General features: G+C 65.5%; 18 protein-coding genes and 1 pseudogene. 8 read left to right on the top strand and 11 right to left on the bottom strand.

Going from position 1 to position 24,705, the window contains the following annotated elements:
- The first annotated feature begins 812 nt into the window (after positions 1-812).
- On the top strand, positions 813-1,025 hold the full coding sequence (locus tag QRT08_RS02490; RefSeq protein WP_286044175.1) for a hypothetical protein: 213 nt from the start codon (positions 813-815) through the stop codon (positions 1,023-1,025).
- 297 nt (positions 1,026-1,322) lie between these two features.
- Here QRT08_RS02490 and QRT08_RS02485 read toward each other — a convergent pair whose 3' ends face one another.
- Positions 1,323-2,429, bottom strand: a complete 1,107-nt coding sequence (locus tag QRT08_RS02485) for a DoxX family protein (protein ID WP_286044174.1) — start codon at positions 2,427-2,429, stop codon at positions 1,323-1,325.
- Positions 2,430-2,569: 140 nt separating this feature from the next.
- On the bottom strand, positions 2,570-3,151 hold the full coding sequence (locus QRT08_RS02480; RefSeq protein WP_286044173.1) for a CHRD domain-containing protein: 582 nt from the start codon (positions 3,149-3,151) through the stop codon (positions 2,570-2,572).
- 460 nt (positions 3,152-3,611) lie between these two features.
- Here QRT08_RS02480 and QRT08_RS02475 point away from each other — a divergent pair, with 460 nt between their 5' ends.
- Positions 3,612-4,607, top strand: coding sequence for a CapA family protein (locus tag QRT08_RS02475; RefSeq protein WP_286044171.1), 996 nt, complete (start codon positions 3,612-3,614; stop codon positions 4,605-4,607).
- Between the two features lie 131 nt (positions 4,608-4,738).
- On the opposite strand, the gene QRT08_RS02470 is transcribed toward QRT08_RS02475, so the two are convergent.
- Positions 4,739-4,909, bottom strand: a complete 171-nt coding sequence (locus QRT08_RS02470; protein WP_286044170.1) for a DUF5786 family protein — start codon at positions 4,907-4,909, stop codon at positions 4,739-4,741.
- 314 nt (positions 4,910-5,223) lie between these two features.
- Here QRT08_RS02470 and QRT08_RS02465 point away from each other — a divergent pair, with 314 nt between their 5' ends.
- On the top strand, positions 5,224-5,865 hold the full coding sequence (locus QRT08_RS02465; RefSeq protein ID WP_286044168.1) for a phosphoribosyltransferase: 642 nt from the start codon (positions 5,224-5,226) through the stop codon (positions 5,863-5,865).
- Between the two features lie 387 nt (positions 5,866-6,252).
- Here QRT08_RS02465 and QRT08_RS02460 read toward each other — a convergent pair whose 3' ends face one another.
- The 6 genes and pseudogenes from QRT08_RS02460 to thsA form a co-directional block, all read right to left on the bottom strand.
- Positions 6,253-7,425: an MFS transporter gene (locus QRT08_RS02460; RefSeq protein ID WP_286044167.1), complete on the bottom strand. Its 1,173-nt coding sequence runs from the start codon at positions 7,423-7,425 to the stop codon at positions 6,253-6,255.
- Positions 7,426-7,653: 228 nt separating this feature from the next.
- Positions 7,654-7,834 (bottom strand): annotated as a pseudogene (locus QRT08_RS02455) (IS1595 family transposase); the annotation flags it as partial.
- Between the two features lie 193 nt (positions 7,835-8,027).
- On the bottom strand, positions 8,028-8,801 hold the full coding sequence (locus QRT08_RS02450) for a mechanosensitive ion channel family protein (protein ID WP_286044165.1): 774 nt from the start codon (positions 8,799-8,801) through the stop codon (positions 8,028-8,030).
- Between the two features lie 251 nt (positions 8,802-9,052).
- The gene (gene fmdA, locus QRT08_RS02445; RefSeq protein WP_286044163.1) at positions 9,053-10,312 is read right to left on the bottom strand and encodes a formamidase; all 1,260 of its coding nucleotides are present in this window, start codon (positions 10,310-10,312) and stop codon (positions 9,053-9,055) included.
- Between the two features lie 160 nt (positions 10,313-10,472).
- On the bottom strand, positions 10,473-11,744 hold the full coding sequence (gene fmdA, locus QRT08_RS02440) for a formamidase (RefSeq protein WP_286044161.1): 1,272 nt from the start codon (positions 11,742-11,744) through the stop codon (positions 10,473-10,475).
- Between the two features lie 125 nt (positions 11,745-11,869).
- A complete protein-coding gene (thsA, locus tag QRT08_RS02435) occupies positions 11,870-13,531 on the bottom strand; it encodes a thermosome subunit alpha (protein WP_286044159.1) in 1,662 nt (553 codons plus the stop codon).
- A 203-nt stretch (positions 13,532-13,734) separates the two neighbouring features.
- Between thsA and QRT08_RS02430 the strand changes: the two genes are divergently transcribed.
- Positions 13,735-14,271 carry an AmiS/UreI family transporter gene (locus tag QRT08_RS02430; RefSeq protein WP_286044157.1) on the top strand — a complete coding sequence of 179 codons (537 nt, stop codon included), beginning with the start codon at positions 13,735-13,737 and terminating at the stop codon, positions 14,269-14,271.
- A 123-nt stretch (positions 14,272-14,394) separates the two neighbouring features.
- On the opposite strand, the gene QRT08_RS02425 is transcribed toward QRT08_RS02430, so the two are convergent.
- Entirely contained in the window at positions 14,395-14,544 is a 150-nt protein-coding gene (locus tag QRT08_RS02425; RefSeq protein WP_286044155.1) for a DUF7557 family protein, read from the bottom strand.
- Positions 14,545-14,890: 346 nt separating this feature from the next.
- On the opposite strand from QRT08_RS02425, the gene QRT08_RS02420 reads away from it, so the two are divergent.
- Both QRT08_RS02420 and QRT08_RS02415 read left to right on the top strand, forming a co-directional pair.
- Positions 14,891-17,947, top strand: coding sequence for a nitric-oxide reductase large subunit (locus QRT08_RS02420; RefSeq protein WP_286044153.1), 3,057 nt, complete (start codon positions 14,891-14,893; stop codon positions 17,945-17,947).
- A 153-nt stretch (positions 17,948-18,100) separates the two neighbouring features.
- On the top strand, positions 18,101-18,481 hold the full coding sequence (locus tag QRT08_RS02415; RefSeq protein WP_286044152.1) for a DUF7344 domain-containing protein: 381 nt from the start codon (positions 18,101-18,103) through the stop codon (positions 18,479-18,481).
- A 462-nt stretch (positions 18,482-18,943) separates the two neighbouring features.
- Here the strand turns inward: QRT08_RS02415 and QRT08_RS02410 are convergent, their stop codons facing one another.
- Positions 18,944-22,231: a GAF domain-containing protein gene (locus tag QRT08_RS02410; protein WP_286044151.1), complete on the bottom strand. Its 3,288-nt coding sequence runs from the start codon at positions 22,229-22,231 to the stop codon at positions 18,944-18,946.
- Between the two features lie 235 nt (positions 22,232-22,466).
- Here QRT08_RS02410 and QRT08_RS02405 point away from each other — a divergent pair, with 235 nt between their 5' ends.
- Together QRT08_RS02405 and QRT08_RS02400 are read left to right on the top strand one after the other, a co-directional pair.
- Positions 22,467-23,480, top strand: coding sequence for a TIGR04024 family LLM class F420-dependent oxidoreductase (locus QRT08_RS02405; RefSeq protein WP_369684811.1), 1,014 nt, complete (start codon positions 22,467-22,469; stop codon positions 23,478-23,480).
- 272 nt (positions 23,481-23,752) lie between these two features.
- Positions 23,753-24,625, top strand: a complete 873-nt coding sequence (locus QRT08_RS02400; protein ID WP_286044148.1) for a glycerophosphodiester phosphodiesterase — start codon at positions 23,753-23,755, stop codon at positions 24,623-24,625.
- Positions 24,626-24,705: the final 80 nt, after the last annotated feature.

Here is a 24,705-nt window from a genome sequence, read left to right as displayed (position 1 = left end):
GAGGCTCGTCGTCGGTGGTAGGCCGTTTCCCTCGGTAATCACATCGGCGTAATACAGCCCGACCATGCTAACGAATCCCAGTAACGAAAACCAGCCAAGGATTCCTAGACGGTTATCGGGCCGGTTGGGCTGCCTTTTCGTTCCCATGAAGCGCTGAACGATCCGAAGCTATAAACTTCTGTATCTCTCCGGGTCCCGGAATAAAAATTCCACAATCAGAACGTATTTTGTCCGAATAACAACCGAACGCGTCTACACGTCGTTTAATACGTGATTGTAGTATGGATTGGTGAGAAATTGTGTATGTATCTCGATTTCGTACTACGATACTGACATTCAGGGACGGAGGAGAAAGGAAACTCCACGCCGTCGACGGGATCGAAACCCCATCGTGCGGTCGGTGTTGAATCGTACACCAGGGAGTTGTTCGTGCCGGTCTGAGGCCGGACGAGGACGGTGAAACGACGGACAGGGTCTGAGACGACCCGCGGACGGGCTAATCGAGAGGTTTCGATGGACGGGGAGGGGGAAGCGACTCGGGCGGGAGTGAACCGTGCCGTGGACGAACCGGCGGGCAGGAGCCACGGGCGAGCGGGTTTCATCCGAGAGCGTCCGTCGTTCGGTGCAGAATCACTGCCCTCAGGGGGGAGGAAAGCGAACTCGTCTACGGCCGACCGCGTCGTGAGAGCGGGCTATGTGCCGTCTGAAACTCGGATGGGGCGTGGGCCGGGAGGGAAAACCATCACGGGAGTTATTGCATGGATCAAAAGTACTATCTCAATGGTGTTCGAGAGTTGTGGTAACTGATCACAATGGGAATGGCCGGGAACGTGCTACCGTTGGGGACGGTGATGGCCAACGCATCGTTGTCGTTGGGGAGTGTGGTATCGATCGGGCTGACAGTGGGGCTGGGAATCGCGTGTCTCTACGTCTGGGCACTCGGAGAGGAGAGGGCCGAGGCCGGATCGGAGTCGACAAGCGAAGCCGAGAGCGAGTTCGAGGAGGGCGAGGGGGCGGGCGGGTGAGTTAAGGGGCGAGAAGGGGCCATATAGGGATTATCGTAGAGGTCCATGGGACTCTCCTGCCCAGGATCGAAACACGGCGTCAGCTCCTGTGAGTCGCACTAGACGGTTGGCTACGAGAATCCCCAATAGATCCGGACTGGCCGCGGGTGAGCGGGGTGTTCGTTATCCCCGACGATGGCGAGCCCCTATAGCCTGGCTCAGAGGGAGTCTCGGAGACGTGCGGCGAGTTCCTCTCTCCGAATCGACCACCGGACCCGGTCGAGACGCGCCCCGTCTCCGGCTGGCCACGATTCCCTATCAGTCCGCCGTCACGGAGGCGGAGTACGGATCGCTATCGGGAGGGCCAGTTGCGCCGATCCGGTTGTCCAGCGCGTACGGACCGGCACCGGTGATCAGGAGCGTGGAGGCGAGACTGAAGAGCCCGATATGCGCGAGCACGGGGTCGTTCGGAAGGGCGAACAGCGTCAGCGTGAAGACGAACAGCGCGGTCAGTGCCGACGCACGGGTGAAAAACCCGACGAGCAGTGCGACTCCGAGCGCACATTCCGTGAGTCCTGCACCCAGCACCCACAGTTCGGGCGGGATCGGCGTAACGTCGGCGAGCCCGTACTGCTGGACCACGCCCAACGCAAGCGTCGGTGCGAGCAGTTTTTCAGCTAGTCCGAGGAACGCGAACGCGACCCCCATTCCGATTCGAACGATCGTCGGGAGATACCGACGATACGGTTCCAGCCGGTCGGCCAGCCAGTGAGCCGCGCGATGGACGGGGTCTATCTCGCCGTAGAACGTGCCGTCCGCTGCGGCGACCCGCTGGAGGGTGTGATCGGCACTCGGACGCCCGCTGCCGACGAGCGCGATCGCAACGAACCCGGGGATCCACTCGAGCGAGAACAGCAAATCCGGCCGTGCGAGCAGTGCGAATACGTACACCACCAGTCCCGTCAGTGCGGCGGCTCGGGTCGCCAGTCCGAACAGGAGGAGGAATCCCAGCGCGATCTGGAACAGCCGCGATGGCACGCTACCGACGAGTGTCGGCGAGACGGCCGGAGCGAAGAAGTAGCCCGCGAAGCCGGCCCCGATGAGCGGGAGCCCGAATCCGAGTCGGAGCAGCCACGGCACGAGGTCGCTATAGTCCACCATCACCCGCCGGAAGACGGCGATATCACGGGAAAAGGGACGAACACGCAAGTACAAGACGATCACGGCGACAACCCCGATACCGCCGGCCGCGAGCGCGCCGATCACGACCGGATCCGACAGCGCTTCCGCGAGGAACGCGACCGGATCACCCCGTTCCCCCTCTCCGACGTACTCTACGTGTCCGGATGCGACGCCGGATACGAACAACACGCCGCAGAGCATCGCACCGACCCGGACGATCGACCGTGCGCGAACAGTCTCCATGATGCATATCGATTCGTCCTGTCCTTCTTTACTGTCGGGGATATCGCGATCGCGACCGGATTCGCCACGCGGGGCGTGGTTCCGGATGTCGTAGTCGGACACCGGAATCGAGGGCGGGAAAGCGCCCGAAACGCCGTTTCCTACTCGTGAGGCGGGAGGATCTGGCCACGAATCTCGCCGTCCGGATACTGCTCCGTATGGACGTTGACGTAGGCTCCCTCCTCCTCGAAGGTCGCAACGGCGTCCTCGAAGTCGGCGCCTTCCCAGTCCCCAACGAGATCGTCCGCCGTGATCGACCCCTCTGCAAGGGTGCCGGAGAACCGCCCGTCGACGAGTTTCGGTTCCGTTCCGTCCTCGGGGTAGAGCCAGACGACGACGGGACCGTCCTCGCCTTCGCCACCGAGATGGACGTGTGCCTGTGTGATGTTACAGAGGTTCTCTATCGTCACCTCGTAGGTGGCTTCCATCCCGTCCTCGTTCACTTCGAACCTCGCCTCTCCTGAGGCATCCGTCTCTACTTCTTCCGTTTCTGCGTCCCCTTCCAAATGCGCATGATACTCCCGCGGGAGCTCGATAGTGGGCCCTTCGCTGTCCATCTCGTCCGACGACGACCCCTCGTCTTCGCCCCCTGTATGCTCGTCTGCGAGGACGCTACTGCCCGTACTGATCCCCACCACAGTTGCTCCGATTCCGATGAGGAGCTTGCGCCTCTGTGCTTGCATGGCTTGTGTGTGGTAGGCTCACACGGTGATATAGGTTCGTTATATCTAGTTGAAGCGACCACGTACACTGAGGATCCCGACATCCCGATGAAAACCGAGCGTCAGCGCGGACTATTGTACCATACCCGGACACGTTTCAACGAGATGGCCGGACGGGTATGCGATCCGTCCGGGTACGGTTCCCAGCAGGTCGACGGACGACCTCCTGCGGTCTCGGATACATCAGGGAAGCTCAATGACCGTGTTTCCTGGGCGCTCCGGCGCGTACGGAGCGCCGTCTCCTCGGCAGTCTTCGTCGCGCGGACCCGCAGGCTCCCATCCTGGTCGACCGTGCCGGCGACGGGCGCCGATCCGGGCGTCTTGTCGAACGGCGTCTCCAGGAGAGCGAGGGAGTAGCGAGCCAGCCGGTGATCGCGGACGAGGTCCGTGTTTTTGTCCCCACGGGACGACTCGACCACCGATGACGCTCCGGATCGGACTGACCGGCGACGTGATGCTCGGCCGTCTCGTCGACGAGCGCCAGCGGCGTCGACCCGTCGAGGCGGTGTGGGGGGACCTGCTGGACCGCCTTCGCTCCTCTGACGCGCTGTTCGTCAACCTCGAGTGCTGCCTGTCGACGCGAGGGGAGCCGTGGCGACGGACGCATCGACCGTTCCACTTCCGGGCGGATCCGGGCTGGGCGATCCCCGCGCTCGAACGCGCCGGGGTCGACGCCTGTGCGCTCGCGAACAACCACGTACTCGACTTCGAGACGGTGGGGCTGTGCGACACTCTCGACGAACTCGACGACGCGGGCATCGCTCACGCCGGCGCCGGGCGGACGCTCGACGAGGCGCTGGAACCCGCGTTCGTCACGGTCGGGGACCGTACGATCGCGTTCGTCTCGTTCACCGACAACACCCCCGAGTACGCCGCCGCCGAAACCTCGCCCGGGACGGCGTTCATCGAGATCGACGTCAACGACGCCGAGACGCGTTCGAGCGTCTCCGAGGCGCTCTGTCGCGCCCGGAGGGGGGATCCCGACCTGGTGGTCGCCTCGCTTCACTGGGGGCCGAACATGGTCGAGCGACCGCCCGACTCGTTCAGGCGGTTCGCCCGGTGGCTCCTCGACGAGGGCGTCGACGTCGTTCACGGTCACAGCGCACACGTCTTCCACGGGATCGAGATACACGACGGGAAGCCCTGTCTGTACGACACGGGCGACTTCGTCGACGATTACGCGGTCGACGCCCGCCTCCGCAACGACCGGAGCTTCCTGTTCGAACTGACCGTGACCGTCGACGGGCGAGTGAGCGAACTCCGCCTGCTCCCGACCGAGATCGACGACTACGCGGTTCACGAGGCGACCCTCGAGGCGGCCGAGTGGAGCCGAGCACGGATGCGCGAGCTCTCGTCGGAGTTCGCAACGGCGTTCGAGCGGGACGGTGAGGAACTCGTCCTGACGCTCGACGGCTGACGGTGGACGGGTGTACCGCGCCACCGAGCCGCCCGAACGAAGCGTCCGCTCGATTCGGTGGCTCGCCGATCGCTGGCTCTCCCGTCCCGTCACGACGACGCCCGACTCCGGGTTCGGGATCACACCGACCGCTACCGGTTCTCTCGCAGTTCCTTCAACCGGGCGAGGAGTTCCGCGACCGACTCGTCGCCGACGTACTCGATGTGGCCCTCGAACCCCGTCCGTCGGTAGTTCTCGGCCGCATCGACGGCGTGTATCATCTTTTCGCGACGCTCGTACTCCTCGTGATCGAACGTTCCCATCGACATCAAATCTTCCTCCGTGGTAGTTATTGGCGCCCACGGGAGATAGCGGTATCGGCGAAATCGCCCGCCGCCCACCCCGTATCGAGCGGGCGCTCGTCGAACTCCTCGCCGCCGTTCGGGCGGCAGTCTCGAAGCCGCTCGGGTGCTGGCTTTTAGTGATCGGGGGTAGTACAGAAGACGATCGTCCATGACGACCCGACTCGACATCGAAGAGGGGACGAGACAGGTGCGCACGCCCCCGGCAGTGAGACGGTCTCACGACCGGCCGAACCGGAACGCTTCGACCGGGGCGCACGATCGGGGTGGCGCCGATGTTCGCTGACCGAACCGACGCCGGAGAACGCCTCGCGGCCGCAGTGACGGGACGAAACGTCGGCGCGGACGTCGTCCTCGCCATCCCTCGTGGCGGACTCCCGCTCGGCCGAATCGTCGCCGACGACCTCGGCGTCCCCCTCGACGTCGTCGTCGCGAAGAAGATCGGTGCGCCCGGGAACCCCGAACTGGCGATCGGCGCCGTCGCGAGCGACGGGTCCGTCTGGCTCAACGACGAGATCATCGCCCGACTCTCGGTCGACGAGGGATACGTCGACCGGCAGCGAGAAGCGGTGGCGACGGCGGCGAGGGAGAAAGCGGATCGGTACCGGGAGGGGCGCGAACCGATCGCCCTCGAGGGAAAACGGGTGCTCGTCGTCGACGACGGCGTCGCGACCGGTGCGACGACCCGCGCGTGTCTTCGACGCGTCCGCAACGCCGGCGCCGCGCACGTGACGCTCGCGGTACCCGTCGGATCGCCGGAGGCGATCGAGCACCTCCGCGACGAGGCCGACACCGTCGTCTGCGTCGAGACGCCGGCGTGGTTCGGCGCAGTCGGCCAGTTCTACCGGTCGTTCGAACAGGTCCCGGACACGGAGGCGATGGGATACCTCGACCCCGACGGATCGGGGGCTGAATGACTCCCCGACACGAAACCGCGAAGCCGTCACACGCGACCGATCCTCGTCATCGAGGAGGTTCGACGATCCCCCCGTTCCGATCGGTCCGTTGACGCCGGAAACGAGCGAAGGCGAGACGAACTGTTCGGATCACCGTTCAACCGGTCATATATAATGATCAAACGCGCGTACGCGTGTAATCGACTAGCCCGTTCGAGCGGATCATAACTTAGCAGGCGTTTCCAACAAGTCAGCGTTGGAAGAGGGGCGTAGCGGCCGTTCGACGGGGGCTCGCCGAGAGACGGGAGACGAGCGGGGGAAGGGCTCACGGCGATCGGATACGGATCGACCTTCGGTGACCGTCGTGTCCGCTGACGGGGTTTATCAAGTAGACTCCGAGGGGAGCGATCAGTACCCGAGGTCGAACGCCCGATTGCCCACCAGACCGACGATAACCACCCCGAGCACTGCGGCCAGGAATCCGAAGGCCGGAACCCACCCGAACAGGTCAGCCACCCCGCCGGTCACCACCGATCCGAGAGACGCGAGTATCATGTAGACCGATCGGACGAGGCCGAAGCTCGCGTTCCGCTCCGCCTCGCTAAATTCGTCGAGAAACCGGGGGAAGACGGCCGGGCTGAACCCCATCCCGATCCCGAGGAGGACGGCCCCGACGGCCACGGCAGTGAGTCCAGGTCCGACGATCAGGCTCGTGATTCCGGCCACGGCGACCAGCATGCTGGCTCCGATGGTGCGATCGTTGCCGACTCGGTCGGCAGCCGCCCCGACACCGATCGACCCGATACTGAGCGCGACGAAGTACACGGAGAACACGGCGGCGGCCAGTGACTCGGAAAGCCCCCGGTGGATGATCAGAAATGTGGGGAGGAACGAGGAGACGGCTTGCCAGACGAACTCCGTCAGAACGGCGATGAGTACCGTGAACGCGATGGTCGGCCGGGAGAGCAACGATACGAAGTACGACACCTGGACCTGTTCTCGGATCGATCCGTCCGGTCGTTGTGGGGGCGTCGGCCTGACGTGCCAGGCGAAGAGGAGCGCGACCGGGATCCCCACGGCGGCCACGATCGCGATTCCACCCCGCCAGCCGAGAGAGACGGCGGCCCACACGACGACGACGGGGGTGAGGAGCCCAGCGAGGGTGCCACCCGTGTTATGAATTCCGATCGGCATCCCGACATCGCTGAAAATCCGGGCGAACAGCGTCGTCGCCACGCTATAATGCAACCCCGCCACGGACCCCATGAGGATGGTGCCAACGACGAAGAGGCCGAAGGTCGGAGCACCGGCCACCAGCAACACCATAGCCGAGGTACCGGCAATCGACACGAGAATGACGCGACGCTCGCCGTATCGGTCCGCGAGGACGCCGCTCGGAAACTGCGTCAACCCGTACGCGAGCCACATGCCGGTGAGGGCGAGACCGATCACCCCGTAGGAGACGCCGAACTCGGTGGCGATGTCCGGAATGAGGGGACTGACCGCCAGCCGAGCGGCCATCGTTACCAGAAAGGCCGCAGTACAGAGGCCGAGGACAGTGTAGTTGTATTGCCAACGCATTACGTGTTCCTATCGGTCGGCGACTCGGTATTCACACACGTTCACCGAATCGTTTTCGTTTCCGGTAATCGGTCTCCCGAGTTCGGATCGGGTGCGGTGTCGAGAGCGATCGGTCCGACATCCGACGGGAACGGTATCGCTGCGGTGCTTCTCGAACACCTCGTGAAGCACGTCACGATCGGCCGCCTCCTCGAATGCGCGAAGGGTTCCCCGGACGCTCTCGTGAACGCCGGTCTTATCGTCGGACGTGCGGTCGCAATCGGTACATACGCTGCTACTCTCGGTAGCTGCCGTGGCTGACCACTGATACGAACCGGCGGCACGGGTACTGGAGACCCTCGCGCCAGCGAACCCGCTCCGGCATATTCGCGGCGCTCGTCTCCGAATCCAGCAGTTCAAACAGGAACAGGGTGACGCGAACGCGTCACCTGTGCCCGCTACGCGTTGCCAGCGACGGCTCTACCCGACACCCACGATCCGCTTTTGAAGAGCGTCGTCGCGAGAGCTCTCGACGGGGAATCGAGGCGTACAGGAGTTTCGGCCGGTAACGGGCGTCAGTGGCGTCGACAGAGCGGGCTGTCATCGCCGAGAGGACACCGGACTCAGTCGTCCATATCGATGTCGGAATCGGCATCCGAACCGCGCGGTTCGCGGCGTGAGCCGGGGCCCATCCCGGCACCGGCTTGCCCGGCCCACTCGTCAATGTTGTCGGCGACGTAGCCGCGCGCGCCGAATCCGAACGCGATCCCGAGACCGATCGCGAGCGCGAGGCCGAGTCCGCCGGCGAGAGCGGCAGCGAAGATGTAGAGGATCCCGACGTCAACCTGCATCGTATCGAGCGCGACGACGATGACGATGAAATACAGGAACATCTGCACTGCCGTCGCGAGCAGCGACGTGTACCTGTCGTCAGTCGTTGCGCTCGATCGCTCGATCACGTCCCCGACGAAGTCGACGACGATGAAGCCGATCACGATGATCACCAGCCCGCCGATAAAGGCCGGCAGGTACGACGCGGCGTCGGCGATCCAGGCGGAGAGCAGCGGGATGTCGAGGACGTTCGCCGCGGCGAGGACCGCGATGAAGTAGATGTAGTAGGCGGCGAGCGTGCCGAACGTATTCGAGACGGCCCTCTCGGTCCCCCCGAGTACATCCCCGAGGGGCGTTCGAAGCGTCAAGCGGTCGAGTTCGACCCTGTCGACGATCGTACTGACGATCCGGGCGACGATCCGTCCGAAGAACCAACCGATGAGGAGGATGACGAGCGCGCCGATGAGTCGCGGAATCAGGAGCGCGAGGTCGGTGATCAGTTGTGAGAACGGTTCGAGCATCTGGTCTAGCTGTACCGGTAGCGGGACGGACGAACTTCGTTGCATGGCGAGAGGGACGTATGCCTGCCGGGAGGATTGTTATGTGCATCGAACTCTGTCGTCCGACCGTACACGTCTCGGGTGCGATCGGCGACTCACGCGTCGTAGTCGCGCCGATCCGCTAGTGAACGCCTTACCAGTCGACGCCATCGAGCGATTATCCCGGTCCAAAAAGGAACGATCGTTCGAACGGATATCGAGGAGTCGCCCAGCGACGGTCCCGTTATCTAATGTTTAGAAACGGAAACGAAGACGCGCTAGGTCGGTTTCGCGACGTCACTGCGATCGGCGGTGTCCGGCCCGTCCCAGAGCTTGTCGGGATCGATGTCGAACTCGAAGACCTCGTTCGGGATCGAGACCGTGACGCACGTGTTCGGGAGGTCGACGATGCCGGCGATGCGGCTCTCGACGGGCACCGTACTCAGGATCACGTACGCCTGCTCGCGGGTGTAGCCGAAGTTGGTCAGGTAGTCGATCGCGTCCAGACACGCACGGCGCATGCCGACGTTCGCGTTCTTGTAGTGCTGGGTGCCGTCCTCGTCGACCGAGTAGCCCTCGAACACCACGTAACTCGAGAAGTCGGGGTCCTGATAGCCCGGCTTGAAGATCGCGTGATCCGTCTTGAGCTTCTCCATTCCGTCCTCGATGACGTCGACCTTCAGGTCGAGCCAGCCCGCCATCTCGATGGCCCCACAGAACGTGATCTCGCCATCGCCCTGCGAGAAGTGCAGGTCGCCGACGATGAGTTTCGCCCCCTCGACGAACACTGGGAGGTACACCCGCGAGCCCCGGCCGAGGTTCTTGATGTCGCAGTTGCCCGCGTTCTCCCGGGGTGGAATCGTCCGGGCGGCTTCCTTCGCGGCCTCCTCCACTCGGTCGTCGTCCATCGCACCCAGCATGACCTCGTTTGGCTCCGGCGGGAGTGCGAGCGGTGGCTGGTCGTCGCCCGTCTCGTGGTTGACTCCCTCCGGGGACTCGGGCCCCTTCTCGATCAGCTCCCGCTCGCGCTCGTTCCACTCGGCGAGCAGTTCGTGTGAGGGGCACGTGCCGATGATGCCGGGGTGGACACAGCCCGGGAAGTGGACGCCCTCGATGTGACGCGAGTGGGTGTGGACGCCGTCGAACTCCCAGATCGCCTTCGCGGCGTCCGGGAAGTGGTCGGTGAGAAAGCCTCCGCCGTTGTCCAGCTCGAAGATACCCGTAAAGCCCCACTCGTTGTCCGGGAAGGGGCCGAGATCGAGGACGTCGACGACGAGGACGTCGCCCGGTTGCGCCCCCGCGATCTCGATCGGGCCGGTGAGGTGGTGGTTGGGATCGAGTCGCATGTCGCGGATGTCGTTGGCGTTATCGCTGTTCTCCACCTGATTGCCGGTCCAGTCGAGACACTCGACGCGGAACTTCTCGCCGGGCTCGACGGTCGCCGCCGCCGGGATGTCCGGATGCCACCGGTTGACGATCGGGTCCGGTTGCTCGTCGGGTGGTGCGTCCACGTCGACCTCGAAGACGGTCTCTGGCATGGTACAACACACCACTCGACGCTGACCGTCATATAAATTGTTGAATATACTGATCATGTTACTGATGAATATAGTACGTATGGGGCCGCTGGTATCGCTTCGGCGGTCTCGTGGCCCCTCCGTTCGACGGGTCGACGCTCCGCGAGCGAGGGAAGGCAGGTCAGTTCCCGAGCGGATCGTCGGTTATCGCGACCTGACCGCGGTCCGCCGACTCGCCCAGCCCCGTGGGACTGATGTCGAACTCGAAGACGTCCTTCGGAATCGCGAGCGTCGAACAGGCGTTGGGGATGTCGACCATCCCGCTCTGGCGTCCCTCGACCGGCACGGTCGAAAGCAGCATGTAGGCCTGCTCGCCGGTGTAGCCGAACTTCTTCAGGTACTCGATGGCTTCGAGGGCGGCACGTCGATAGGCCACGTGCGGGTCGATGTAGTGTTGCTCGCCGTCCTCGGTTACGGAGTAGCCCTCGAAGACGACGTAGTCCTCGAAGGTGGGGCCACGGTGACCGGGTTCGAAGATCGGGTGGTCGATGCCGTACGTGTTCATCCCGTCCTTGATCAGGTCGAGTTCGACGTCGAGATAGCCCGCCATCTCGATCGCCCCGCAGAACGTGATCTCGCCGTCGCCCTGCGAGAAGTGGATGTCGCCCATCGAGAGCTTCCCGCCCTCGACGAACACCGGGAAGTACACGCGGGTGCCCAGCGAGAGGTCCTTGATGTCGCAGTTGCCGCCGTTCTCGCGCGGTGGAACCGTCCGGGCGGCCTCTTGGGCGGCCGCCTCGGCCTCGTCGTCGTCCATCTCGCCCATGAGCGCCGCGTCCGTCTCCGGCGGGTTCGCGACGGGCGGGTTCTCCTCGCCCGTCGGGTGGTTCGGGATCGATTCGGGGTCCTCGGCGTGGCGATCCATGAGCGCCTGCTCGCGGTCGTTCCACGCCTCGAGCAGTTCCTGTGAGGGCGCGGTTCCGACCAGCCCCGGGTGGATCTTCCCCTCGAAGCGCACGCCGGGGATGTGTCTGGAACTCGTTTTCGTCCCGTAGAGGTCCCAGATCGCCTTCGCGGCGTCCGGGAAGTGGTCGGTGAGGAAGCCACCGCCGTTCTGTTGGGAGAAGATACCCGTAAAGCCGTACTCCCAGCGCTCGTTGAGCGCGCCGATGTCGAGGATGTCCATCACCAAGAGGTCCCCGGGCTCCGCGCCCGCGACCTCGATCGGCCCACTCAGGTAGTGGACCTCCTCGAGGTTCACGTCCCGCACCTCGTTCGCGTTGTCGTCGTCGGTGATCTGGCCGCCCGTCCAGTCGAGACACTCGACACGGACCCGATCCCCCGGGTCGACCGTTACGACCGATGGGATGTCCGGGTGCCACCGGTTGTGGACCGCGGTCGGCTGTTCGTCCACCGGGGCCTCGACGTCGACGTCTATCACGGTCTCTGGCATGAGATAGTGTGTCCCACGATACCGCATACCTTATAGATATCCAACTATTTTGTTTCGGTCATGAGCGAGACGGGGAGTTGACGGGTCTCTCGAGGGCGTGGCGACCGTCCCGTTCGATTCGGGGCTCAGTGGCCGATCGCCCACGGGTATCCGCCGGCGTCCCCGCTCGTGCCGTGGCCGTGGTCGTGGCCGTGCTGGCCCAGCTGGTCGGGGCCGTCGTCCGACCGCTTGGCCGCGACCACGTCATCCACCCGCAAGAGGAGCGTCGCCGCTTCGGTGGCGCTCTCGAACGCCCGCTGCCGGACGCGGAGCGGGTCGAAGACCCCCCGTTCGGCCAGGTCCTCGATTCGACGCGACGTCACGTCGATTCCGGCATGGCGGTTGCCCCGGTCGTGTTCGGTTCGTAGTTCGAGCACCGTATCGATGGGATCCATCCCCGCGGTGCTGGCGAGCGTCCCCGGAACGCGTTCGAGCGCATCCGCGAAGGCGAGGACCGCAAACTGCTCGCGGCCGTCTATCCCCTCGGCGTGCGATCGCAGGCGGGACGCCAGTTCGACCTCGGGCGCGCCGCCGCCCGGAACGACCCGCGGATCGTCCAGCAGAGCCGCGAGGTTCCGGAGACACGTCTCGAAGACCCGTTTCGTCTCGTCGGCGACGTGCTCGGTGCCGCCACGCAGGAGCAGCGAGTGCTGCTCCGTTTCGGCGGTCCGGACGACGACGACCTCCGTCGCGTTGAGTCGTCGCCGCTCGACGGTCGTTGCCCGTCCGACCGTCCGCGAATCGAGTTCGGCCGTGGATCGAACCGGTTTCGCCCCGGTCGTCCGGGCGAGTTTGTGCAGTTCGTCCTGACGCGTGCGCTCGACCGGAACGACGCCCGCTTTCGCCAGCATCGAGCGGACCCGGTCGTCGATCGATTTCTGACAGAAGACGATGTCGACCCCGGCGTCGATCAGGTCGGTCACGTACCCCGTATAGACGTCGTCCTCGTACCGGGTGAACGCCGCCCGTTGGTCCGGGCCGTCGAAGCGAACCCGTGAGACGGCCGATGCCGTCTCGATGGTCAGTTGGTCGTCGATCAGGGCGATCCCCGCGTCCTCGAAGACGGTCGGGAGTTGGGCGTCGGGCGAGACGAGCGTCGTAGAGGAACTCACCAGATCGATCGCCAGGCCCGAGACGAGCCGTGAATCCGCGAGCGAACCGCCGGGGTAGGATTTCAGCGTCAACCGATCGGGATCGATGCGGCCGTCGACCTCCACGGCGGTACCCGCTCGCACGGCCAACGCCGCGAACCGCCTCGCCGCACGCACGTCCCATTTCCCGGTGACTGCCGCCCGTACGGTTCGTTCCAGCGTGTGTGTATCGTCTCGATCCACCCCGATCGCGGTCGCCGCTAGCATCTCCGTCACGTGGTTCAGGGCCAGTTGGTAGCCGTTGGTTATCGCGGTCGGGTGGATCCCGCGATCGAGCAACCCGGTCGCGTTCCGGAGGAGTTCGGCGGCGACGATCACCGCGGTCGTTGCCCCGTCGCCGACGTGCGCGTTCTGGTTCGCCGCCGTCGCCACGAACACCTTCGCGGTCGGGTGATCGATCGCGATCCGGTCGAGGATACTGGCCCCGTCGTTCGTGACGACGATCCGCCCGGCGTCGACGAGCATCTTGTCGAGCCCCTTCGGGCCCAGCGTCGTCCGAACCAGATCCGCGATAGCGACGCCCGCGTCGATGTTGAACTGCTGGGCGTCACGGTCCTGGAGCCGATCGAGTTCCTCGTCGAGCCGCGTCGTCCCCATTCGTCCCCGAGTCATGATCCCATCAGATCCCTTGTGGGATACCCATATAAAGATGACATTCGATTCACACCTGTTCGGTGATTGATTGTGCGCCAGCGTAGTATGGGGAGATCGTGAATAAGTATAAATGTGTATACGACAACAGTTCACCGACGACTACGGTAGACAGTAACACGCGAAACGACGCGCTGGACACCGATACAATGCCATACGGAATACTGGGGATGGGGCTGCTCTTCGTCGGAGCCGTACTGATCGTCAACGGGATCTGGTTGCTGGGTCGGGCGACGGGCGACGACGTCGCGATCCTGAACTTCTTCGTCGGCGCGCTCACCTTCCTGATCGCGATGTGGTGGGCGTTCGGGGAGCTATGGGCGTTCGGCGAGTACCGGACCGCCGACGCGTTCAACGCCGCCGGGACGCTGTTGTTCTCGTTCACGTACCTCTGGGTCGGCGCGAACGCGATCCGAGGGATCGAGGATCAACGCTCCTTCGGCTGGTACTGTGCGTTCGTGGCCGCCATCGCGGCACCGACCGGCTACATCGTCTTCACGGCGGGCGACGTCGGGCTCGCGGGTCTGTGGTGGATCTGGGCGATCCTCTGGACGGCCTTTTTCGTCCTCCTGGGCCTCGAACTCGACGAGTACACGACGCCGATCGCCTGGTACACCGTCGTCGTCGGCATCCTGACGGCGGTCGCCGGGTTCGCGATGGCGGGTGGCTGGTGGCCGTGGGCGTGACGGCGAACGGTTTCGAACTCCCCGTCGCCCGTCCGGCATCCGACGCCGAGCGAACCCGCCGGTCACGGATTGGGTTCGCCCACCCGCCATCACCCCCCGACCCCCGAAGGGCGCGTATCGCCCTTATTCCGAGTACCCCTCTTGGAGGAACGCACCCTCCGTCTCGTACATATTGAGGAGTTCGGCGATGAACTCCTCGATCGTCTCCTCCTCTTCGAGGTATCCCTCCAACCGTTCCCGGAGTTCGTCGTCGATCTCGATCGTCGAAGTCATAGTCCGGCTATCCGTTGGGCGGCTAAGAGTATAGGAATTATCGTAGCAGTCCAGAGAGTTTCCGTCCGGGGATCGAACCACGGCGTCGGCTCTCGGGAGGCGACGTATCCGGGTGGCTCCGATAATCCTATAAGTAGCTACGGGCACTGACGGCGCCAGCGGTGCCGAGAACGGCGACCGGTCGTGCGGGCGACCCAGACGGGTCGATCCGTGGCCGGTGTGCGTCGATCCGGGTCCGTCGGGTGCCGGAAAACGGCCCGAGAGGAGCGATTCGAACACCTTCGGCGGGACGTTTATCGTCCGTGCGTGTGTCAGTCTATCAGGACATGACACGGGACGGTAAGCCATGAGACTCACGAGATACCTTCCGAACACAGGCCCCTTCGGGGGCGACGATCCCGCTTCCGCGGGGGACCCGTTGACGACCTTCGTACGCGACCGGCTCGGTGTCGACACGGCCGACCGACTTCCGACGCGGGCCCGTCTGCTCGCGCGCGAACGGGCGCTCGATGCCGTCGATCGGGGCCTCGAACGCTACGGCGACGAACTCGGCGCGGACCCCCGGGATCGGGCCGTCGAGGCGTTCCTGTATCGGTACGACTTGGACGAGAGACGCCTCGACGATCGGACCGTCGAGGCGATCCGGGACCGCCAGACCACCGCGATCGCCGAGGAACTGTTCGAGGGGATCGCGGAACTCTCGGAGCGATCCGGTTCCGAAGTCGAAAAGGAGGGGGACCGTTCGCTGATGGGACTTCTCTCCGGGCTGGACGTCGCCGACCTGAGCGGGGAACGGTCCGCCGACGCCTTCGGGGGGGTTCTCGACCGCGATGCCGTCGAGACCGGCCACCGACTCGAACGGGCGCTCGAGGAACTCACCCGGTCGTTCGATGGGGCGAGCGGGGAAGATGGAACGAGGGCCGACGCCAGATCGGCCGTGACGGCGACGGTCGCGGCGCTCGCGGCCACGAACGGGGGGACGGCCCTCCCGCTCGATCGGGGAGTGGCCGGGGCGGTAGCGACCCTGCTGGGAGCGGGCGGCGAAGAGGGGGCGGTCCCGCCGATCGAACGGCTGATCGTCGAGTTGCTGCCACGCCTATCGAGCGCGCTTCGAGACGACGAGGGCGGGTTCGACCCTCGCTCGGGGATGACGGGGTCGAAGACGCTCGTGGCGCTGTTCGTCGCCAACCTCGTGGCGATGGGGCTCGGGGCGTGGCTCTCGTATCGAAACGCGCCGCCGATCCCCGAGGAGTTCCGTGGTCCCGACGGCGACGTCGTCGTCACCGCCGAACAGGTGCGCGCCGGCAAGCGGGCGTTCCAGGCGAACGGCCTCATGAACCACGGGTCGATCCTCGGCAACGGCTCCTATTTCGGGGTCGATCTCACCGCCGACGCGCTGGACCTGAAGGCCGAGTACATGCGCGAGTACTACGCCCGCGAACGCGGGGCCGATTCTATCGAGGGCCTCGCGGACGACGAGCGGGCCGCCGTCGAGCGCCGGGTCGAGCGGGAACTCGACGCCGAGGCGCCCGAGGGGGCGGTCGCCCGGTATTCGGCGGCCGAAGCCTACGCCCACCGCCGGATCCGCGAGGAGTACGTCGAGCGGTACTACGAAGGGGAACCCGAGCGGGGGGTCCCGGCGGAGTTCGTCGCCAGCCGGGAGCAGGCCGCCCGGATCGGCGACTTCGCGTGCTGGACCGCCTGGATGGCCCACACCGACAGGCCGAACGCGGCCCATTCGTATACGAACGACTGGCCCTACGTGCCCGGGACCGGCAACCGCCCGACGGGACAGGTGCTCGTCTGGAGCACGATCAGCGTCGTGCTGCTCGTCGCCGGCGGCGGCCTCGGGGTGTGGGCCTATCACGCCATCGACTTCGCCGAGCCGACGACCGAGGCGATCGAGATCCCCTCGCCCGATTCGGTGTCGATCACCCCGGCGCAGTACGCCGCCGCGTGGTACGTCCCCGTCGCCGGCGCGCTGTTCGTCGTTCAGGCGCTCGCCGGGGCGCTTCTGGCCCACTACTACGTCGAGCGCACCGGTTTCTTCGGCCTCGGCGATGCGCTCGGGATCGAACTCGTCTCGCTGCTGCCGTTCGCGACGGTCCGGACCTGGCACATCAACCTCGCGGTGCTCTGGATCACGACGCTGTGGCTCGCGGGCGGCCTGTTCCTCCCGGGGCTGTTCAGTGACCGCGACCCGCCGTGGCAGGCCGCGGGAACGACCGCACTGTTGGGTCTGCTCGTCGCCGCGACCGTCGGTGCGTTCGTGGGCGTCTGGCTCGGCACCCACGGGAAGTTCGGTTCGCCCGAGGAGAGCGACCTCTGGTGGTGGCTCGGTTCGGAGGGCCTCGAATACCTCGAGGTCGGCCGGCTCTGGAAACTCCTCCTACTGGTCGGCTTCGTCGGCTGGACCGGGCTTGTGATCCGGGGCGTGCGCCGGGTCGAGGACTCCCCGACCGGCCTCGGGCACTTCATGGCGTACGCGGGCGGTTCGATCGCGCTGCTGTTCGCCGCGAGCATGCTCTACACCCCCGACACCAACATCGCGGTCACGGAGTTCTGGCGCTGGTGGGTCGTCCACATGTGGGTCGAGGGCGTCTTCGAGTTCTTCGTGACCGCCGTTGTCGCGGTCGCGCTGGTCTCGATGGAACTCGTCGAACGGGGCGACGCCGAGAAGGCGATCCTCTTCGAGGTGTTCGCGATCATGGGCGCGGGCATCGTCGGCGTCTCGCACCACTACTGGTGGGTCGGCCTGCCCGACTTCTGGGTGCCCCTCGGAACGACGTTCTCGACCTTAGAGTTCGTCCCGCTGGTGTTCGTCCTCTACCGGAGCCTCGGCGAGTACCGCTCGCTGCGCGCACAGGGCGAGGCGTTCCCGTATACGATCCCGTTCCTGTTCATCATCGCCAGCAGCGTCTGGAACTTCGTCGGCGGCGGCGTGCTCGGGTTCTTCATCAACCTGCCGGTGATCAACTACTACGAACACGGCACCTACCTGACCGTGGCCCACGCCCACGCGGCGACGTTCGGCGCGTTCGGCCTGCTCGCGCTCGGGCTTGGAACCTATATCCTGCGGGTGGTCACGCCCGAGGAGGCGTGGGACCCGACGTGGTTCCGGGGGGCGTTCTGGCTGACGAACGTCGGACTCGCGATCATGACCGTCGCGTCGTTGCTCCCGGTCGGGTTCGTCCAGTTGCAAGCGGCCTACACCGAGGGGTACGCCGCCGCACGGAGCCTCGAGTTCTACGAGCGGCCACGGGTGAGGGCGCTGTTGTGGGCGCGGACGCTCGGGGACACGCCGACGATCCTCGGGGCGCTCGCGTTCACCGTTGGGGCCGTCAAACACCTCGCGGCGGCTCGGACGAACCGAAGCAAGGGGACGAAGCCGGCCGTCGCGTAGGGGAAGCGCCCTCCCCGTCCGACCGGATAATTAGAACCCGTATATCTAATCAGAATACTATTTACGTGGATATATGGTGCTTGACCCGCTCGGATACGGAGGGCGGTATTCACCCACATAACGCTGCCGAACGCCGATATCAAACGACACACCATGCGTCTCTCAGACACGGAATACGAAACCCTCGTGGAAAAGCCGTTCAACAGCCAGGTGTTCCGGGTCCTCTCCTCGCGCTACTGCCGATACGTCCTCTATCTGTTCGCGTGCTCGACGGATCGGGCGATGACGTTCGACGAACTGAGCGACGGCGTACGCCGGATCGCGGCACAGACCGACCACTCCGGACCGGACGACCGATACGAGGCGATCCTCATCGACGAAGCGCTCCCGGAGTTGGCCACCGTCGGCGCGATCGACTACGATCCGCGCACGCGGACGGTTCGCTATCACCCTCAGCCCACGCTCGACGAATACGCCCATCACTCCGCGTATCAGGAGTTGCCGGCCGAAACGGTCGACGCCGGTCTGGACTGACCGTTACGCCAGTTTCCGTACCCGGCGACGGCCGTTCGCCGACCCCCGAACCACGCGGGAGGAGGGTGTCTTGGACGATCCGTCGAACGTATTATTCACCGTCAAATTCCAATGTATTTCTACGCGTTACTCTCTAACGAATCATAGAATGGCTTATGCTCCCCATTCGCGAACACTCGCTGGGCCGTCGTAACGAGCGGTCCCGCACGAGGAGGCACGACATCGTGCCTCCTCTGTGGCGAGTGGGGCTGTCAGAGGCACCCTCAACCCCCTTCTCTACCGGTTCCGGTGACCATGACCGGAGTCGAAGAGCTCATCCACCGCTTCGCTCGAACGGCTCATAGCCACGACCGAGACTACGAGCGCGACCGGTGATAGTGATTGGCCCTCTATTATGCAAACCGCGGGAAGGTCCGACCTCAATATTGAGATCGTGGCCTCGCTACGGGGCCGTGTTCCGAGTCACTCGGCGTGTGCAGCGAAAAGGAGGTCACAGACCCCCCGTTGTGCCGCCCGGAGATGCGTCGTAAACGTCGGCTGGGAGACGCCCAACGACTCGGCGACCTCCTGGCCCGTCCGCAATCGCGGCGATTCGAAAAATCCACTGAAGTACGCCGTCTCGAGCGCGGTCAGTTGTTTGGTGGTCAAGCACCCTTCACAGATCGCTCGGAACGTGTTTCGTGTCTTGAGCGGGCGGTCCCGCGTCCGACGGGCCAGTAGTTCCAGACCGGGGGCGTCGCGCTGGAGCCGTTCGATGAACTCTCGGACGGTTGCTACGTGGGGAACGTCGACGACGGCCGTCGCAGCCCCGTTCTCGATCGTGAGCGTGCGCACCACCGCGTCCTGCTCGACGATCCGGGCCGCGAGCGCCGGTTCGGCCACCCGCGCCCTGAACAGCGCCGTATCGGCCTGGTCGGTGAGGCGAAGGAGGTCCGTGATCGCTCGCACCTGCTCGCTCGCCGTGGCGAGCTCCTCCGCCGGGACGCCGCTGGCGGTGAAGAAGACGTCCAGTTCATCGTCCGATTGACGAACGAATCCCTCGAACTCGATCTCACACTCTGCCTGCCGGGCGAGGCGACACAGCGGCGTGTTCGCCTCACGACACTGGAGTGTGAGTTCGACGACCCGATCGGTGCGGAGCGTCTCCCGGGTTTCGACGGCGGCGATCGCGTGGGCGATCGTCCGACCGAGTTCCGCCAACACGGCGTGATCGCGCTCGTCGGGCTGGGAGTGGTCGGCGTACACCGTCAAGACGCCGTACAGCGATTCCTCGTAGACCAGCGGAACGGCGAGACACGAGCGCGCACCCTGCTCGAGCGTGGCCTCGCGTAACGGGGTGAATCGCGTCTCGGTAGCGATGTCGGCCACGACCTGCGTGTCTCGCGTGCGTGCCGCGGCGGCGACGGGATTCCGCTCGCTCGACGTCCCGTCGGTCGGGATCGAGAGGTCGTCGACGTAGCCGGTGTCGACCCCCGCCCACTCGCGTGGTGTGATCGTTTCCGTGGCCGGATCTCGGTCGCCGATCCAGACGAATGCGTACTGATCGGAGGCCGCCAGCCGGTCGCAGACGGCCCGCTCGATGGCGGCGCGACTGTCGGCCTGGACCAGCGCGGTGTCGATCTCCCGGATGAGGCCGTTGAGTCGATCGAGACGCGCCAGCTCCTCGTTTTGTCGGGCCAATCGCCGTTCGTCCGCGGCTCGGTTCCACGCCGTCTCGAGGGTCGCACCGAGTGTATTCGCGAGGTCGATCGTTTGCTCGTCGAACGTCCCCGCGCGGGTGGAGCCCGCACAGACGACGCCGTGGCCGGGGAGCGGGACCAGTGTGTAGCTCCGGAGTGTCGCGCGAGTCCCCTCGCCGTCGTCGGGGGCCGGGAGGTCGTTTTCGACGGCGGTCTCGTCGTGGATGAAGCTCCGCCAGACCCGCTCGGAGAACCCATCAGGGTACCGGATCGCGTCGACATCTAGCTCCGGGGCGGTACGGTGAGCGTGCCGGGAGAACTCGCCGGTGGCCTCGTCGTAGCGCCAGAGGGCGGTGTGTTCGACGTCGAGGACGCTCCGTGTGAGTTCGGCGGCTCGGTCCGTGATGTCCTGTGTGCTCGCGTCCATCAGCTCGCGGCTGACCGCCGTGAGCCGTTCGAGACCGTCGTTGGCCCGCTTCAGTGCCCCCTCCGCCTCCTTGCGCTCGGTGATGTCGGAGATCGCACCGTACATCCGAATCGCTTCCCCGTTTTCGTCGCATTCGACCTCCCCCCGAAGCACTAACCACATGACCTCGCCCTCGGCGTCCCGGACGCGGTACTCGGTGTCGAGAACGCCCGTGTCCTCGATCGCTCGCTCGACCCGCGTTCGCACCCGCTCGCGGTCGTCCTCGTGGACCCGTTCGAAGAACCGCTCGATCGATGCCCCCGCTGCGGTGGTTTCCGGATCGAGGCCGTACGACTCCGCGACGAACTCGTCCGCGGTCAACGTGTCTTCCCGGACCTCCCACGTCCAGAGACCGACCGAGCCCGCGCTCGTGGCGGTCCGTAGCTGGGTGTGCGCCTCCCTGAGCCCGTCGATTCGCCGCTTCCTGTCGGTGACGTCCCGGAAGGTCACGCCGACTCGCCCCGTCGATCCGTCGCCGACCGGAAACGCGTACAGTTCCAGCGTCCGTCCCTCCGAGACGAGTTCGCGCTCGAATCGCTCCGCTTCGCCGGTCTGTACGACGGCGTTGTAGATCTCGACCCAGTCGACTGCTTCGTCGGGGATGACGTCCCGCAGGGTCCTGCCGACGACGTCGTCGATGCCGGAGTGATCCGCGAAGGCCGGGTTCGCCTCGACGTATCGGAAGTCGACCGGCTCCCCCGGGGCGGCGTCGACCCGCTCGATGACGCAGAAACCCTCGGACATCGACTCGAACAGTTCGCGGTAGCGCTCCTCGCTCTCGTGCAGGGCTTTCTTCGCCTGCTGCTGTCCGATCAGGTCGGTTGCCTGGCGTGCGATGACGTCGATCGAGCGCAGATCACGCTCGGACGGCTCGTGTGGGGTCTCCCAGTGTGTCGAGAGCATGCCGACGACGTCCCCGCTGCGCGAGACGAGCGGCGTGCTCTGGACCGCCCGAATGCCGGCTTCGAGGAGTGTTTCACGGTCCTCCGTGCCGGCCATGAACTCACACGTCTCGACGTCCGGCACGACGACCCGCTGGCCCGTCTCCAGCGCCACGCTACACGGGCCGTTCGATTCGGGGGTCACCCGGTCCCACAGCGCCGTGGTCTCGTCGAATCCCGAGTGAGCCAGGAGGTGGAGGTCGCCCCGATCGGGGTCACGAAGCTGGAGCCGAGCGAAGTCGGCGTCCATGACGGTGACGACGGCGTCGAGGATCTCGTCGTAGAGAGTGTCGATGTCGTCCTTCTGGATCAACCTGGTGCTGATCTCCTGTAACTGCTTCGTCGCATCGAGTTCGGCCGCGAGTCGCTCCTCGCGATCCCGTAACCGGTCCCTCACCCGATCGCAGTCGTCGCCCTCGGCGGTGGCCTCCGGCTCGGATCCCCCGTGTTCTCGAAGCGGCCGCCACCAGACCCGACCGCGCGCGCCGACCTTCTTCGTCTCGAGGACCCCGTCCTCCACGAGCGCGTCGAGTCTGTTGTAAACGGTGCGATCCGTGCAGTCGAACTCGGCGGCGACCTCCGGGGTCGTCAGCGGCGTTCCGGGCGGGGCGAGCTGGTCGACCCCTTCGAGGACGGTCGAGGGGGACGGGACGGACGAACTCATGGTCCTAGCTACCGATGAACGAGCAAAAAACGTTCGGTCAACGGAACACTTGCAACCGGATTGACGAGCGTGTACCACCCGGTAGCACGCCTCTACGCCGACGACCGGCCGGTATCCCCTTCGCAAGCGGAGGGACACTGGACCTGTTACCGAGGCCGGGATCGATCCCGTCGACGCTGGCGAGAGCCCCCGATCGGGAGGTGGTGTTTTAGTGCGGACCACGAGACGTACCCGCATGGCTACGACGAACCGCGACCTGGTACTGCCGCTGAACGGGTACGACGACCTCGACGAGGCCGTCGCGCTCGCGCAGTTCGCGGAACGCCTCGGGTACGGGCACGTGTCGATGGGCGAGACGACCGGCCGGAGCGTCCCGCTCGTGTTGGGCCTCATCGCCGAACGCACCGACGACGTCGGTATCGCGGACGACGTCCTCTCGCCGTTCTCGCGAACGCCGACGGCGCTCGGCCAGATCGCGGTGACGCTCCAGGAGATCAGCGACGGCCGATTCCGCCTCCGGATCGGCGCCTCGTCGCCCGCGCTCGCCGAGAAGTGGCACGGCGTCGGGTTCGATCGGCCGCTCCGGCGCGTCCGAGAGACGATCGAGATCGTCCGACAGGTGCAGTCGGGCGAGCGCCTCGACTACGACGGCGAGTGCTTCTCGCCGGACACGCTCAAACTCACCTGTCCTCCGCCGGAGACGCCGGCACCGATCGACGTCGCGGCGTTGGGCCCGAAGGCCACCGAACTCGCCGGGCGCTTCGCCGACGGCTGGGTCCCGCAACTGCTCCCGATCGACGGCCTCCGGGACCGAATGGACGACCTGCGGCGCGGTGCCGACCTCGGCGGCCGGTCGATCGACGACGTTCGCGTCGCGCTCCTCCTTCGATGCTGTGCGATCGAGGACGGCGAGCGCGCCCGCGAGTACGCCCGCCGACACGTCGCGTTCATGATCGCTCGCTACGGCCCCTACTACCGGAAAGCGATCGCCGACGCCGGGTGGCAGAGCCTCGTCGACGACGTCGGTTCCCGCTGGCGGGAGGGTGATCGAGACGGGGCGTCCGCCGCCGTCTCCGACGACCTGCTACACGACCTCGTCGTCGCTGGTACGCCCACGATGGCGCGAGAACGGCTCGAAGGGTTCGAAGCCGTCAAGGGCGTCGACGCCGTCCAGATCGGGTTCTTCGGCGGGATGAGCGAGAACGAGCGACGAACGACGGTGACCGAACTGGCCCCCGGGCGCGACTGACCGACCGTGTCGTCGTGCGGAGTGCCGTGGCCACCGGATCCGAAGCCCTGCTCCGCTTCGTGATCCCGGCAGCGGCAGCGGCGACCCCCCTTTTCGAGCGTGGCCGCTTCACACGGCATCGTGATCGCGCGGGTCACATACGACGACCTCTCGAACCGCCCCCCGTGTTCGCCGCTTCCGCCTATGGATCGCTCTGATGGTCGCACGGAGATATTTATACTATATATTAATATTATAAATTTATTTATTTGTATTCTGAATATTATGCCGTGATGTTCGCCAACCACGGTAGCGAGGACGGCACCGGGAAGGAAACGGACGGGACGACCGATCGGCGGACGTTCATGGGGGCCGTCGGGGCGCTCACGGGCGCGTCGATCGGTACCCTCGCGGTGAGCGAGACGGCTACGGCACGGAGCGCTCGCCCTGGAAAATCGAATCACGCACCACGCATCACGGCCCACCGCGGCTACGCGGACGTCTTTCCGGAGAACACCGTTGCGGCCGTCGAGGGGTCGTCCCGGCACGGGGCGGATCGGATCGAGATCGACATCCAGCCGTGCGAGGACGGGGAGATCGTGGTGTTCCACGACGAGGTCCTCGACGACCTGACCGACGAGGACGGTCGAGTGGCCGAGACGCCCTGTGAGACGGTCCTCGAAGCGGAGGTCCTCGACAGCGACGAGACCGTCCCGACGCTGCGGGAGGTACTCGACGCGGCGCGACCGGACGTCACGATGAACGTCGAGTTCAAGGCGTCCGGCGGGTACTCGTGGGAGGAGGTCGCCGAGCGGGCGTTGGAGATCGCTTCCGACTACCCCGGGGAGTTCTACGTCTCCTCGTTCGAGACGGCCGCGCTCGAAGCGGTCCGGGACGTCGATTCGACCGTTCCGGTGGCGAAGCTGTTCGGATCGGACGCGGAGGCGAACCTCGAGACCGCCCGCGAACTCGACGCCGAAGCGGTGAACGTCTCGACGGGCGTGCTGGATCGGGAGCTGGTCGAAACGGCTCACGAGGAGGGTCGGGAGGTGAACGTGTACACGATCGACGGGTGGCGGGAAGCGCGCCGGCCCGTCGAACTGGGCGTGGATGGCCTGATCGCCGACTACCCGAGCGTTCTCGATTTCGCCACGGAAGACCGCTGATACAGACGGTGTGGCGAGATCGCCGGAGCCATCGGTTCGCTCTCGTACGGGAGCATCGTTATCACGCCCCCCGGAGTAGG

Source organism: Halalkalicoccus sp. NIPERK01 (genome assembly GCF_030287405.1).
Lineage (GTDB): Archaea > Halobacteriota > Halobacteria > Halobacteriales > Halalkalicoccaceae > Halalkalicoccus.
The sequence above is the reverse complement of the archived record's forward strand: the minus strand, read 5'-3'. Positions and strand labels throughout refer to the sequence as shown.

Excerpts from the sequence above, each read along its gene's own strand:
- QRT08_RS02430 (WP_286044157.1), top strand. The coding sequence starts at position 13,735 with ATGCCATACGGAATACTGGGGATGGGGCTGCTCTTCGTCGGAGCCGTA.
- QRT08_RS02425 (WP_286044155.1), bottom strand. The coding sequence starts at position 14,544 with ATGACTTCGACGATCGAGATCGACGACGAACTCCGGGAACGGTTGGAG.
- QRT08_RS02485 (WP_286044174.1), bottom strand. The coding sequence starts at position 2,429 with ATGGAGACTGTTCGCGCACGGTCGATCGTCCGGGTCGGTGCGATGCTC.
- QRT08_RS02465 (WP_286044168.1), top strand. The coding sequence starts at position 5,224 with ATGTTCGCTGACCGAACCGACGCCGGAGAACGCCTCGCGGCCGCAGTG.
- QRT08_RS02470 (WP_286044170.1), bottom strand. The coding sequence starts at position 4,909 with ATGGGAACGTTCGATCACGAGGAGTACGAGCGTCGCGAAAAGATGATA.
- QRT08_RS02410 (WP_286044151.1), bottom strand. The coding sequence starts at position 22,231 with ATGAGTTCGTCCGTCCCGTCCCCCTCGACCGTCCTCGAAGGGGTCGAC.
- fmdA (WP_286044161.1), bottom strand. The coding sequence starts at position 11,744 with ATGCCAGAGACCGTGATAGACGTCGACGTCGAGGCCCCGGTGGACGAA.
- QRT08_RS02420 (WP_286044153.1), top strand. The coding sequence starts at position 14,891 with ATGAGACTCACGAGATACCTTCCGAACACAGGCCCCTTCGGGGGCGAC.
- QRT08_RS02405 (WP_369684811.1), top strand. The coding sequence starts at position 22,467 with ATGGCTACGACGAACCGCGACCTGGTACTGCCGCTGAACGGGTACGAC.
- QRT08_RS02400 (WP_286044148.1), top strand. The coding sequence starts at position 23,753 with ATGTTCGCCAACCACGGTAGCGAGGACGGCACCGGGAAGGAAACGGAC.
- QRT08_RS02480 (WP_286044173.1), bottom strand. The coding sequence starts at position 3,151 with ATGCAAGCACAGAGGCGCAAGCTCCTCATCGGAATCGGAGCAACTGTG.
- QRT08_RS02490 (WP_286044175.1), top strand. The coding sequence starts at position 813 with ATGGGAATGGCCGGGAACGTGCTACCGTTGGGGACGGTGATGGCCAAC.
- fmdA (WP_286044163.1), bottom strand. The coding sequence starts at position 10,312 with ATGCCAGAGACCGTCTTCGAGGTCGACGTGGACGCACCACCCGACGAG.
- QRT08_RS02475 (WP_286044171.1), top strand. The coding sequence starts at position 3,612 with ATGACGCTCCGGATCGGACTGACCGGCGACGTGATGCTCGGCCGTCTC.
- QRT08_RS02460 (WP_286044167.1), bottom strand. The coding sequence starts at position 7,425 with ATGCGTTGGCAATACAACTACACTGTCCTCGGCCTCTGTACTGCGGCC.
- QRT08_RS02450 (WP_286044165.1), bottom strand. The coding sequence starts at position 8,801 with ATGCAACGAAGTTCGTCCGTCCCGCTACCGGTACAGCTAGACCAGATG.
- QRT08_RS02415 (WP_286044152.1), top strand. The coding sequence starts at position 18,101 with ATGCGTCTCTCAGACACGGAATACGAAACCCTCGTGGAAAAGCCGTTC.
- thsA (WP_286044159.1), bottom strand. The coding sequence starts at position 13,531 with ATGGGGACGACGCGGCTCGACGAGGAACTCGATCGGCTCCAGGACCGT.